At 73.1% G+C, this 11,865-nt stretch carries 11 protein-coding genes; 6 read left to right on the top strand and 5 right to left on the bottom strand.

The genetic code is table 11. From position 1 onward, the window contains the following. Positions 1 to 539: 539 nt before the first annotated feature. Positions 540 to 1,445, top strand: a complete 906-nt coding sequence (locus O7595_RS29165; RefSeq protein WP_269732673.1) for a Gfo/Idh/MocA family protein — start codon at positions 540 to 542, stop codon at positions 1,443 to 1,445. Here the strand turns inward: O7595_RS29165 and lnt are convergent. The 5 genes from lnt to O7595_RS29190 all read right to left on the bottom strand — a co-directional run bounded on the left by lnt (position 1,369) and on the right by O7595_RS29190 (position 7,642). Next, positions 1,369 to 2,976, bottom strand: coding sequence for an apolipoprotein N-acyltransferase (gene lnt / locus O7595_RS29170; RefSeq protein ID WP_269731554.1), 1,608 nt, complete (start codon positions 2,974 to 2,976; stop codon positions 1,369 to 1,371). The two genes, O7595_RS29165 and lnt, sit on opposite strands and share 77 nt — an antisense overlap. Positions 2,977 to 3,049: 73 nt before the next feature. Further along, complete coding sequence (locus O7595_RS29175; RefSeq protein ID WP_269731555.1) at positions 3,050 to 3,508, bottom strand: nuclear transport factor 2 family protein; 459 nt, start codon at positions 3,506 to 3,508, stop codon at positions 3,050 to 3,052. 48 nt (positions 3,509 to 3,556) lie between these two features. After that, complete coding sequence (locus O7595_RS29180) at positions 3,557 to 5,569, bottom strand: APC family permease (RefSeq protein WP_269731556.1); 2,013 nt, start codon at positions 5,567 to 5,569, stop codon at positions 3,557 to 3,559. Positions 5,570 to 5,724: 155 nt separating this feature from the next. Then, on the bottom strand, positions 5,725 to 6,597 hold the full coding sequence (locus tag O7595_RS29185; RefSeq protein ID WP_269731557.1) for an undecaprenyl-diphosphate phosphatase: 873 nt from the start codon (positions 6,595 to 6,597) through the stop codon (positions 5,725 to 5,727). Positions 6,598 to 6,934: 337 nt separating this feature from the next. Further along, a complete protein-coding gene (locus O7595_RS29190) occupies positions 6,935 to 7,642 on the bottom strand; it encodes a TVP38/TMEM64 family protein (protein WP_269731558.1) in 708 nt (235 codons plus the stop codon). A gap of 49 nt (positions 7,643 to 7,691) precedes the next feature. On the opposite strand from O7595_RS29190, the gene O7595_RS29195 reads away from it, so the two are divergent. The 5 genes from O7595_RS29195 (at position 7,692) to O7595_RS29215 (ending at position 11,821) form a co-directional block, all read left to right on the top strand. Beyond that, positions 7,692 to 8,390 (top strand): DNA alkylation repair protein, encoded by a 699-nt coding sequence (locus O7595_RS29195; RefSeq protein WP_269731559.1) that lies wholly within the window; start codon positions 7,692 to 7,694, stop codon positions 8,388 to 8,390. 85 nt (positions 8,391 to 8,475) lie between these two features. Beyond that, the gene (locus tag O7595_RS29200) at positions 8,476 to 8,634 is read left to right on the top strand and encodes a hypothetical protein (RefSeq protein WP_269731560.1); all 159 of its coding nucleotides are present in this window, start codon (positions 8,476 to 8,478) and stop codon (positions 8,632 to 8,634) included. Positions 8,635 to 8,747: 113 nt separating this feature from the next. Beyond that, positions 8,748 to 9,917 carry an elongation factor Tu gene (gene tuf, locus O7595_RS29205; protein WP_269731561.1) on the top strand — a complete coding sequence of 390 codons (1,170 nt, stop codon included), beginning with the start codon at positions 8,748 to 8,750 and terminating at the stop codon, positions 9,915 to 9,917. Between the two features lie 64 nt (positions 9,918 to 9,981). Continuing rightward, the gene (locus O7595_RS29210; protein ID WP_269731562.1) at positions 9,982 to 10,887 is read left to right on the top strand and encodes a patatin-like phospholipase family protein; all 906 of its coding nucleotides are present in this window, start codon (positions 9,982 to 9,984) and stop codon (positions 10,885 to 10,887) included. Between the two features lie 88 nt (positions 10,888 to 10,975). Further along, positions 10,976 to 11,821 carry a spermidine synthase gene (locus O7595_RS29215; RefSeq protein ID WP_269731563.1) on the top strand — a complete coding sequence of 282 codons (846 nt, stop codon included), beginning with the start codon at positions 10,976 to 10,978 and terminating at the stop codon, positions 11,819 to 11,821. Positions 11,822 to 11,865 lie beyond the last annotated feature (44 nt).

An 11,865-nucleotide genomic window follows, 5' to 3' on the forward strand; every position in this document is an offset into this window, starting at 1 on the left:
CACGAATACACCCACTTCAAAGTCGAGTTATCGCATAAGCGGGGTGAGTTAACGCTTTACTCATCCCTTACGTCAACCTGGCCGGATCGTGTCGTGACCAGGGGTCAGGAGTTTCCGCTTGGGGGAGGAGCGTCGCGCGGTCGGCGAGGTCGACGCGCTGACCCGCCTCCCACGGGGGCTCAGCCACGGCATCCGTGCTGGTGAGGTCTTCGCCCCGGCCGGCATGCCTGGTGGGGCGACTGAGCGAACCCCTGCGTCCGAGCGGTGATGAGGGGCCGTCGGCTTGCTGAGGACCCTTTCTGCTCGTCCGGAGCAGGGAATTGCGTCGGTGGGCGGGTTGACGGTCCGGCTGTCGCGTCGGGTGGGCGCCGGGTTCGACGGCTCTGTGCGTCTCCCGGCTCGGACCCGGGATCGTCCTGCGCGGTCCCGACGGCATCGCCGAAGGGCGTCCGCGCCGGGCGGACGTATGCTGCCGGTGCGGCGCGGACGGCTGCGCCGCGCTGACGGCAGGCATGACAGGGCGGACTGGGGAGGTCCAGGTGAAGGTCGGCTGCATCGGGCTCGGGGACATCGCGCAGAAGGCGTATCTGCCGGTCCTCACCACTCTGCCGGGCGTCGAACTGCATCTGCAGACTCGGACGGTGGCCACCCTCGACCGGGTCGCGGCGGCCCACCGCATCCCCGGCCCCCAGTGCCACTCCACCCTGGACTCCCTCCTCGCCGCCGGGCTCGACGCCGCCTTCGTCCACGCCCCGACCACCGTGCACCCGGGGATCGCGGCCCGGCTGCTGGAGGCCGGGGTCCCCACGTACGTCGACAAGCCCCTCGCGTACGAACTCGGCGACTCCCAGCGGCTGGTGGAGCTCTCCGAACGGACCCGCACCAGCCTCGCGGTCGGCTTCAACCGGCGCTACGCCCCCGGTTACGCCCAGTGCCTGGAGCACCCGCGCGACCTCATCCTCATGCGCAAGAACCGGGTCGGCCTCCCCGAGGACCCCCGCACCCTCGTGCTCGACGACTTCATCCACGTCGTCGACACCCTGCGCTTCCTGCTTCCCGGGCCCGTCGAGCACACCGGTGTACGGGCCCGGGTCCGCGACGGGCTCATGCACCACGTGGTGCTCCAGCTGTCGGGGGACGGGTTCACCGCCGTCGGCATGATGAACCGGATGAGCGGCTCCGCGGAGGAGATCCTGGAGGTCTCCGGACAGGACACCAAGCGCGAGGTCGTCAATCTCGCGGAGGTCGTCGACCACAAGGGCCAGCCGTCGGTGCGGCGCCGCGGCGACTGGGTGCCGGTCGCCCGGCAGCGCGGGATCGAGCAGGCCGTGCTGGCCTTCCTCGACGCCGTCCGCGCGGACAAGTTCCTCAGCGCCCAGGACGCACTGGCGACCCATGAGCTGTGTGAGCGGGTGGTGCGGGAGGCGCTGGAGCTCGCTTCCTGAGGGCTCGCAGGCCTCCCGCCGCGCAGAACGCCGCCAGTACCGCCAGCGAGCCGTACACCGCCCAGTCCCCGAACCGGACGTACGGCGTGGTGCCCCGGGCGAGCGGGATCTCGTGGACGGCCGCGGTGCTCTCGTCCGTACCGAGCCGGGGGCCCAACCGCTCCCCTTCCGCCCCGTACACCGCGCTCACGCCCGTCAGGGTGGCGTGCACCATCGGCCGCCCCGTCTCCGCGGCCCTCAGCGCCGCCAGCGAGGCGTGCTGGGCGGGCGCCCAGCTGTCCTGGAACGTGGAGGTCGCCGACTGCGCCACGAGGAGTTCGGCGCCGCTCCGCGCGAGGCTCCTGCTCATGTCGGGGAACGCCGACTCGAAGCACACCAGCGGCCCCACCCGCAGCCCTGCCCGGCCCCCGTCGCCCGGCAGCACCATCACCACCTGCTCGCCGCCGCGCATCCGGTCCTCGCCCGCCGCCTCGCCCACCGACGTGACCCAGCCGAGCACGGTGCGGAAGGGCACGTACTCGCCGAAGGGAACGAGCCGCATCTTGTCGTAGCGGTCGCCGGTCGGGCCGCCGGGGCCCACCAGCACACTGCTCTTGAAGATGCCCGGCCGGTCCGAGCGCCGGGCGTCCACGTTCACCAGCACCTCGGCGCCCACCTCACGCGACAGCGCGGCGAGTCGCGCCGCGAGGTCGCGCCGCGCCGCCAGATCCGCGCCGACACTGCTCTCGCCCCACACCACGAGGTCCGGCCGCTGTCCCGCCAGCTGCCGGGTCAGCTCCTCACTGCGGGCGAAACGCCGCTCCGCCCCTCCCAGGCCGTTGACGACGCCCGGCTGGACGACGGCCACACGGATCACCCCGCCCGGCCGGTCCGGCCGCGGTGCCCACAGCCACACCGCACCCACCGCCACCGCGCACGCGCAGACGGCCGCGACCGCCGGGATCCACGCGTGCGGAACGGCCACCAGCACCGCCACCGCGCTGTTCACGGCCACCACGAGCAGTGTCACCAGCCACACCCCGCCCACCGACGCCAGCCGCAGCGCCGGCGGGACCTGCCACTGGCTCGCGCCCAGCAGCCCCCACGGCCCGCCCAGCCCCTCCCAGGACCTGACCAGCTCGATCGCCAGCCATCCCGAGGGGACGACGACGACCGCCACCACCGCCCGCCGGGCCGAGGGACGGCCGCCCAGCGCCGTCCGGACCAGCAGTCCCCACGGGGCCCACAGCAGCCCGAGCAGCGCCGCCAGGACCACGATGAAGACATGCAGGTTGGGCATCAGCCAGTGGTGCACGGCGATCATGAAGCCGGTTCCGCCGAGCCAGCCGTCCAGAGCGGCCCGGCGGGCCGTGGGAGCGCTACGGACGAGCAGCAGCCACGGTACGAGCGCCACGTAGGCGAACCACCACAGACCGGGGTCGGGGAACGCGAGGGCGGGCAGCGCGCCCGCCGTCACCGCGGCCGCGCCGCGCCACCACGGCGACGACAGCAGCCGCGTCAGCTGCTCCCGCCGGCCCACCGGAATCCGCATGCGGCGCCTCCACGAGAGCGATGTCTGCCTCCAGTGTGCGGGAGCGGCCGGCGGCCGGGACAGGCCGCGTCGATCATTCGGCCCCGGGGAGGAACGCGGCGCGCCGCCACTTCTCGTGCACGGTGACCGAGCTCAGCCGCCAGCCGTCCTCCCCGCGTGCCAGCCCGAACGAGTAGCGGCCGCCGGCCACGAAGTCGTCGCCCGACTCCAGCCGCATCGGATTGACGTAGTCCGCCTGCACGTCCGCCCGGTCTCCCGGGCAGCCGTCCACGTCCCGCAGACGCACCCGCCGGTTCACGATCAGATGCTGGCGCACGGGGAACAGCCGCATCGTCTCCGCGAGCCAGTCCGCCACCTCGGCCGCGGGTCCCTCGACGCCTCCGGCGCCGCGGTAGTCGGCGCGCCCGTCGTGGGTGAACAGTGCCCGGAAGGCGGGCCAGTCGGCGTCGTCCACGGCCACCGCGTACCGGGTGACGACTTCGTCGATGGCCAGCCGGTCCATCACGGTCGCGAGATCCACGCGCTGAGTCATCGGCCAAGTGTCGGGCAGCGGGGGCGCCGCGCCAAGAGGCCGGCACGGTCAGGAGCGGGGCGGCGGGACCGGTTCGCCCTTGCGCACCGCGCCCGGGGCACGGGCGGCGGGACGGTCGGCGCGGGCGGCGGACTCCAGTTGCCAGGGGACGCTCGTCACCATCACCCCGGGCGTGAACAGCAGCCGGCTCTTCAGCCACAGCGCGGACTGGTTGTGCAGCACGTTCTCCCACCAGTGGCCCACGACGTACTCGGGGATGAACACCGCGACGACGTCCCTCGGGCTCTCGCGCCGGATCGACCGCACGTACGCCAGTACCGGGCCGGTGATCTCCCGATAGGGCGAGTCCAGGACCTTCAGCGGGACATCGATCCCGGCATCCTCCCACTCCTGCTTCAGCTCCGCTGCGGCCTCCCGGTCGACGGCCACGGTCAGCGCCTCCAGCCGGTCCGGACGGGTGGCCCGGGCGTACGCGAGCGCCCGCAGCGTGGCCTTGTGCAGCCGGGAGACCAGGACCACCGTGAGGACCCGGGAGGGCGGCGCGAGCTCCTTGCGCGGGTCGGTGACCGCCAGCTCCGCCGACGTCGAGTCGTAGTGCCTGCGGATGCTCCGCATCATCACCCACAGCACCGCGGCCGCGAGGACGGCCAGCCAGGCTCCCTCGGTGAACTTGGTCAGCAGCACGATCACCAGCACCAGCGCCGTGATGACCGCGCCGGTCCCGTTGACGACCCGGGACGTGCGGTGCCGGCGGCGCAGCACGGGGTCCTTCTCCGTGCGCAGTTCACGGCCCCAGTGCAGGACCATGCCGGTCTGACAGAGCGTGAAGGAGGTGAACACACCGAGGATGTAGAGGTGGATGAGACTCGTGACGTTCGCGCGGTACGCCCACAGCAGTACTCCCGCGACGACCGCGAGAGCCAGGATGCCGTTGGAGAACGCGAGCCGGTCACCCCGGTTGTGCAACTGGCGCGGCAGATAGCGGTGCTGCGCGAGGATCGAGGCGAGCAGCGGGAAGCCGTTGAAGGCGGTGTTCGCGGCGAGGATCAGGACGAGAGCGGTGGCTGCCTGGACGTAGAAGAAGCCGAAGCTGCCCTCCCCGCCGAACACGGCGGCGGCCAGTTGCGCGATGACGGTGCGCTGCGTGTAGTCCTCGCAGTCGGGCAGGCCCGTCAGCCGGCAGGGGTCGTCGGTGATGCGGACGTCGGCGACGATCGCGAGCGTGGTGACGCCGACGAACATCGTCACGGCGATGAGACCCATCGCGGCCATGGTGGCGGCCGCGTTGCGCGACTTCGGCCGGCGGAAGGCGGGTACGCCGTTCGAGATCGCCTCCACTCCGGTCAGCGCGGTGCAGCCGCTGGTGAAGGCCCGCAGGACCAGCATCACCAGGGCGAGACCGACGAGGTTCGCCTCCGCCGGGACCGGCTCGATCCCGTACCGTGCCGTCGCCGCCACCGGAGGATCGCCGAGGAGGTAGCGGAGCAGTCCCGTCCCGCACATCAGGAGCACCCCGGCGACGAACAGATACGTCGGCGCGGCGAACGCGCGGCCCGACTCGCGCACTCCGCGCAGGTTGACCGCGGTCAGCAGCCCGACGAAGACCAGTGCCATCGGCACGCGGTACTCGGCCAGCGCCGGCAACGCCGAGATGACGTTGTCGACACCCGAGGCCACGGACACGGCGACGGTCATCACATAGTCGACCAGCAGCGCCGCGGCGACCACCAGACCGGCCGAGGATCCGAGGTTGGTCGAGGCGACCTCGTAGGACCCGCCGCCGCTCGGGTAGGCGTGCACCACCTGACGGTACGACAGTACGACGACGGTCATCAGGAACACGACCGCGGCCGCGATCCACGGCGTGAAGTGCAGGTACGCCAGCCCGCCCAGAGTGAGGACCAGCAGGATCTCCTGCGTGGCGTAGGCCACCGACGAGAGCGGGTCCGAAGCGAAGATCGGCAGCGCCAGCCGTTTGGGCAGCAGCGTCTCGCCGAGTTCCTCGCTCCGCAGCGCGCGGCCCAGGACCAGCCGCTTGAGGAACGCCGTCACGTTGAACACGGCGCGAGGTTATGCGCGGGACCCGGCACGGCCCCGACCCGCCGCGCCGTGGCGCAACGGGGCGGGGGCGTCATGGGCCCGCCCGGGGGAGCGGCGGGGGCGCCGAGGTGCCCCGCCGGGCGTATGCCGTCGCCGTCCCGGGGGACCGCCGCGCGTCAGCCCGCGGACTCGCCCGCGTGGGGGCTCAGTACGTCGGTGCCGACCAGGATGAAGATCAGGATGCCGAGGATGATGCGGTACACGACGAACGGCATGAAGCTCTTGGTCGTGATGAACTTCATGAACCACGCGATCACCGCGTAGCCGACGGCGAAGGCGATGACCGTCGCGAAGACGGTCGGGCCCCACGCCACATGGCCCTCGCCCGCGTCCTTCAGTTCGAAGACGCCCGAGGCGAGCACGGCCGGGATCGCCAGCAGGAACGAGTAACGGGCAGCCGCCTCGCGGGTGTAGCCCATCAGCAGGCCACCGCTGATCGTGGCGCCGGAACGGGAGACGCCCGGGATCAGGGCCATGGCCTGGCACACGCCGAAGATCAGGCCGTCCTTGACGGACAGGTCCCGCAGCGACTTCCGCTCCCTCACGACGCGGTGCTTGCCGCCCGTCTCGTCCCGGGCCGCCAGGCGGTCCGCCACACCGAGGACGATGCCCATGACGATGAGCATCGTGGCGGTCAGCCGCAGGTCACGGAACGGCCCCTCGATCTGGTCCTTGAGCGTGACGCCGAGCACGCCGATCGGGATGGATCCGACGATCACCAGCCAGCCCATCTGGGCGTCGTGGTCCCGGCGCATCGCCTTGTCCGTCAACGAGCGGAACCAGGCGCTGACGATGCGGGCGATGTCCTTGCGGAAGTAGATGAGCACCGCCGTCTCGGTGCCGATCTGGGTGATCGCGGTGAACGCCGCACCCGGGTCGTGCCAGCCAGCGAAGGCGGCGGTCAGGCGCAGATGCGCGCTGGAGGAGATGGGGAGGAACTCCGTCAGCCCCTGGACGAGCCCGAGGATGAGTGATTCGAACCACGACATGAAAGCTAAGCCGTCCAAGTACTGGTCAGGTCGGAACGTACGGTACGGGCCGCGATCATGCGCCCATCGCGTGGCAGCGTAGCGTCCGGAGGTTTCGGGGTCTCGGGCGGGCTGCCCCGCCGGCGGCAGCACGGGCCGGGACCGGCCGGAACGCCCGGCTCCGCACGACGGCGGTGTCGCGCGAGCCGTGCGCCGTCATGCACGGCCTTCTTCCGGGGACGGACCGGCGAGCGGGCGCTCGGCGACCGGTCCCGGGAGCGCGCCGACGGCGATGCCCGCCTAGCGGCGGAACGGGGGTGCGCGGCGGGGACCGGGGGCGGGCTCCCCGTGCCCCCTCTCAGACGCCGCGTGAAAGGCGGTGGCGCTTGCGCCAGGCGACGGTGGCGCCGGCCAGGGCCGAGACGGCGATAAAGCCCGCCGCGGCCAGGAAGACGGGCGATGTCGGCGACGCCGCGGTGCTGCCGGCGATCACGTACGCCGCGGTGTTCGGCACCGAGCCGAGGCCAGTGGCCAGCAGGAAGGGGACGTAGCCCATGCGGGACACGGCGGCGCAGTAGTTGGCGGCGGCGAACGGGATTCCGGGGAACAGCCGCAGCGCGAGCATCGAGCGGAAGCCGTGCCGGCTCAACTGGCCGTCGGCTGCCTTGAGCCAGCGGCCGCGCAGCAGCGGCCGCAGCGCCTCCTGGCCGAGGAACCGTCCCAGGGTGAAGGCGATGCCCGCACCCAGCACCGTGCCGGCGATCGCGGCCGCCAGACCGGCCTGTGAACCGAAGAGGGCGCCCGCGGCCAGGTTCAGCAGGGGGCGCGGGACGAACGCCGCGGTGCACAGCCCGTACGCCGCGGCGAAGAGCGCCACCGCCGTCGCGCCGCCGACCCGGGGCGGCCAGCCCGCCACCAGCAGGTGCTGCGGTTCGTAGGCCACGACCGCCGACGCGGCGGCCGCCAGGACGGCGACGAGCAGGGCCAGGCGGGACCGGGGGGAGAGAAGGACGCGGCCGAAGCGGGGAGCGAGGCCGTCGCGCGGCCCGGGGACGGGGTCGAGCATCCGGGGAGACTAACCGAACGCGCGATGTGATCGCCGTAAGGTGTGGCACATGACGCTCCCGGTGCCGCGCAGCGCCCTCGCCGACACGGTGCTCGAACGGCTCACCGCGACCTACCCGGCGGCCGCGGACCCGGTCCGGGCCCGGGAGGCCGCCGCGTACATGAAGGGCGTCGCGCCCTTCCTCGGGATCCGCACCCCCGAACGGCGCGCGCTGTCCCGGACGGTCCTCGACGGCACGCCCCCGCCGACGGAGGCCGACTGCACGGCCGTCGCCCTGCGCTGCTGGGAGCTGCCCGAGCGCGAGTACCACTACTTCGCCGCCGACTACCTGCGGCGACACGTCGGACGCTGCTCCTCGGAGTTCGTCCCGGTGGCGCGCCGGCTGATCACCACCGTCTCCTGGTGGGACACCGTGGACACCCTCGCCGCGCACGTCGTGGGCTCGCTCGTCGCGGCGGATCCCGGGCTGGTCCGCGTGATGGACCGCTGGATCGGGGACGACGACCTCTGGGTCGCCCGGACGGCCCTGCTCCACCAGCTGCGCCACAAGGAGGCCACGGACGAGGAACGGCTCTTCCGGTACTGCCTCCGCCAGTCCGGCCACCCGGACTTCTTCATCCGCAAAGCCATCGGCTGGAGCCTGCGCGAGTACGCCAAGACCGCCCCGGACGCCGTACGCGCCTTCGTCGACTCCGCCCGCGGTCGACTCGCGCCGCTCTCCGTGCGGGAAGCGCTGAAGAACCTCTGACGTGCGGCGGAGCCCGCCACTGCCCGGCGGGCCGGCCCGTGGAAAACCATTCGACGGGCGCCGCGAGGTCGGAGACCATCGACGCATGTTCCGGCAGACCTTCCCCGCAGCGCCGTCCGCAGTCGTGGACGCGCCGAAGGCTGCCCGCTTCCCCGCCTCCACGGCATTCCCCGCGGCCTTCGCCGTCGCGGCTGCCTTCCTCACGGCCGCCGCGGCGGCAGCCGCCGACGGCGCCCGAAGCTGACTCTCCCCGGATCGTCCGGCGGACCCCGCAGGGGGAGGGTCGGTACGGCCCAGGGGTCCCCCTCCGCGACGCGGAGTCCATCCTTCGAGTTCCGGGAAGGAACTGCGACAGCCATGCCCAAGACGGCATACGTGCGCACCAAGCCGCACCTCAACATCGGCACCATGGGCCACGTCGACCACGGCAAGACCACCCTGACCGCGGCCATCACCAAGGTCCTCAGCGAGCGCGGGACCGGCACCTTCGTGCCGTTCGACAGGATCGACCGCGCCCCGGAGGAGGCGGCCCGCGGCATCACCATCAACATCGCGCACGTCGAGTACGAGACCGACACCCGGCACTACGCACACGTCGACATGCCCGGGCACGCCGACTACGTGAAGAACATGGTCACCGGTGCCGCCCAGCTGGACGGGGCCATCCTCGTCGTCTCCGCGCTGGACGGGATCATGCCGCAGACCGCGGAGCACGTCCTGCTGGCCCGTCAGGTCGGCGTCGACCACATCGTCGTGGCCCTGAACAAGGCCGACGCGGGCGACCCCGAGCTGACCGACCTCGTCGAGCTGGAGGTGCGCGAGTTGCTGACCGCGCACGGCTACGGCGGGGACTCGGTGCCGGTCGTGCGGGTCTCCGGCCTCAGGGCCCTGGAGGGCGACCCGCGCTGGACGGCCGCCGTCGAGGCGCTGCTCGACGCCGTCGACACCTATGTGCCGATGCCGGTCCGCTACACGGACGCGCCGTTCCTCCTTCCGGTGGAGAACGTCCTCACCATCACCGGCCGGGGCACGGTCGTCACCGGGGCGGTCGAGCGGGGCACCGTCCGCGTCGGCGACCAGATCGAGGTGCTCGGGGCCGACACGGCCACGGTCGTCACCGGACTGGAGACCTTCGGCAAGCCCATGGACTCCGCGGAGGCCGGGGACAACGTGGCCCTGCTGCTGCGGGGCGTTCCGCGCGACGCGGTCCGTCGCGGCCATGTGGTGGCCGCCCCCGGCAGTGTGACGCCCAGCCGTCGGTTCACCGCACAGGTGTATGTGCTGTCCGGCCGAGAGGGAGGCCGGACGACACCGATCACCACCGGCTACCGGCCGCAGTTCTACATCCGGACGGCGGACGTCGTCGGCGACGTGGACCTGGGCGTGGTGGCGGTCGCCCGGCCGGGCGACACGGTCGACATGACCGTCGAGCTGGGCCGTGACGTGCCGTTGGAGCCGGGTCTGGGGTTCGCGATCCGGGAGGGCGGCCGGACCGTGGGCGCGGGCACCGTCACCGGTCTGGGCTGAGCACGGGGTCCGCCGCCCGCCACGACGGGCGGCGGATCCGCCCCGTACACGTCACACTGCATCCATGGCGGACATGGACCACAGGGATGCGGAGCCGGACACCGACGGGGGAGCACCGTCGGGACGACGGGGAACCGCGCTCGTGCTCGGCGGGGGCGGGCTCGCCGGCATCGGCTGGGAGATCGGCGTGCTGCACGGGCTCGCCGAGGCCGGTGCGGACGTCTCAGCGGCCGATCTGGTCGTCGGTACGTCGGCGGGATCCGTGGTCGGCGTCCAGCTCTCCTCCGGACTGCTCACCCTTCCGGAGCTGTATGAGCGTCAGCTCGCCGACCCGGAGGGGGAGGTCCCCGCCGGCATGGGGCCCAGCGTGCTCGCCCGCTACCTCTGGGGGGTGCTGCGCTCGCGCGACGCCGAGGCGTACGGTGCGCGCATGGGACGGCTCGCGCTGTCCGCCCGCACCGAGCCGGAGGAGGCCCGCCGCGCCGTCTTCGCCGCACGGCTCCTCACCCACGAATGGCCCTCGGCGCCTCGGCTCGTCGTCACGGCGGTGGACGCCGTCACCGGGGAGTTCCGCGCGTTCGACCGGGAGAGCGGGGTGGGACTGCTCGACGCCGTCGGCGCGAGTTGCGCCGTGCCGGGAGTCTGGCCGCCCGTCACCATCGACGGGCGGCGCTTCATCGACGGCGGGGTGCGCTCGTCCACGAACGCGGATCTCGCCGCTGGATACGGCACCGTCGTCATCGTCGCGCCCATCTCGGTCGGCGGCGGCCCCGTGGCGTCCGCACGCGCCCAGGCGGCCCGGCTCGCCGCGGCCGGGGCGCGCGTCGTGCTGATCACCCCGGACCGCGCGGCCCGGAGGGCGTTCGGGCGCAACGTCCTCGACCCCGCGCGCCGGGCGCCCTCCGCCCGCGCCGGCCACGCCCAGGCGGTCGCGCACGCGGATGCCGTACGGGCGGTCCTGCCGGTCTGATCCCCGGCCGGCGCCGAGTACCGGGCGCTTCCTGCCCCGGGACCCCTCCGGCGTTCGCGGGGACGCCCATGGGCGGACAATGGGAAGGGTGGACGACCCCATTCCCGTCGAGCGCGCCGTGGACAACGGCACCGCCAAGCTCCTTCCCGACATCGACCGGCCCCGCGCCTGGCTGCTCACCGTGGAGGGAGCGCCGCAGTCCTACGTGGACCTGGACGATCCGACGCATCTGGAGTTCGAGTACGCACGGCGGCTCGCTCACGTCCTCGACGGAACGGGGGACGAGGGCGCACCGCTCGACGTCCTGCACCTCGGCGGCGGTGCCCTCACCCTGCCCCGGTACGTCACGGCCACCCGCCCCGGCTCACGGCAGGACGTGGTGGAGGCGGACCGCGGGCTGCTGGCACTGGTCGCCGAACGACTGCCGTTGCCGCCCGGCTCCGGGATATCCGTGCACGCGGCGGACGCACGCGCGTGGCTGGAGCGGGCGCCCGAGAACTCGGCGGACGTCCTGATCGCCGACGTGTTCGGCGGCTCGCGCGTACCGGCGCACCTCACCTCCCGGGAGTACGCCGGGGCCGCCTGCCGTGCCCTCCGGCCCGGCGGCGTCTACGCGGCGAACCTCGCCGACAGTGCCCCGTTCGGATTCCTCCGCTCCCAACTGGCCACCTTCGCGGACGTGTTCCCGGAACTCGCCCTGGTCGCCGAGCCGGGAGTGCTGCGCGGACGCCGCTTCGGCAACGCGGTCCTGCTGGCCTCGCACACGCCGATCGACGTCGCCGCCCTGGCGCGCCGCACGGCGTCGGACGTCTTTCCCGCCCGCGTGGAGTACGGCGACGGTCTGCGGCGCTTCATCGGAGCCGCCCGGCCCGTGGACGACGAGGACGCGACGGGATCGCCCGAGCCGCCGGCGGGGTCGTTCGGCATCGGCTGACCGGCGAGTTCCGAGCGCGGGGCCGGGCGCCGGGCCGCTGCCCG

It is taken from the genome of Streptomyces sp. WMMC940, assembly GCF_027460265.1.
Taxonomy (GTDB): domain Bacteria; phylum Actinomycetota; class Actinomycetes; order Streptomycetales; family Streptomycetaceae; genus Streptomyces.